The organism is Vibrio sp. 1978, from assembly GCF_033344345.1.
In genome coordinates this window covers 1-520 of the sequence record NZ_JAWPOP010001009.1, presented here as the reverse complement: position 1 = coordinate 520, position 520 = coordinate 1, and the positions used below count along the sequence as shown (strand labels likewise).

The following is a 520-nucleotide window of genomic DNA, read 5'->3' as shown; positions in this document are numbered from 1 at the left end:
CCCTTAATTCTTCCTTTCAACCGCTTAACAGCGTGAGTTGATTACTTTATATTAGAGCCAATACTCTACAACAAAGTAGCCATTATGAAACAAACTGGAAAGTTTTGGGTATTGGGCCTTATTAGTAGCTCCATTTCTCTTGCCTGCCATTCAGCACCGATCACGTTTGACACTGCGTGGCAGTTGTTACTAGAAAACAACTATTCTCTTAAAGCTCAACGTGCAAATGTTGAGAACTATCAATATCAAGAAAGCGCAACCAGTAACCTTAATCTGCCTCAAGTAAGCATTGGTGCTAACTACACACGCTTGGACACCGACGTTACTCTTTCAGGAAAGCAGATCCTAGATAGCACTGGAACACACATTAATGTGCCACCTGCTTTTCAACCCATTTTTGGTGCCTTAGCGAACACCACCTCAACCATTACTGAGCGCGATATTTTCTCTTCTTCTATCCGTGCGATTTGGCCTATCTTTACTGGTGGCCGAATCTCAGCTGCGCAATCTGCCGCGGCGG

General features: G+C 44.0%; 1 protein-coding gene. It reads left to right on the top strand.

What is annotated here, in order from left to right; all coding sequences use genetic code 11:
- Positions 1 to 84: 84 nt before the first annotated feature.
- Positions 85 to 520: TolC family protein (locus tag R8N49_RS30370; protein ID WP_318190854.1), on the top strand; the 436-nt coding region annotated here is incomplete at its 3' end.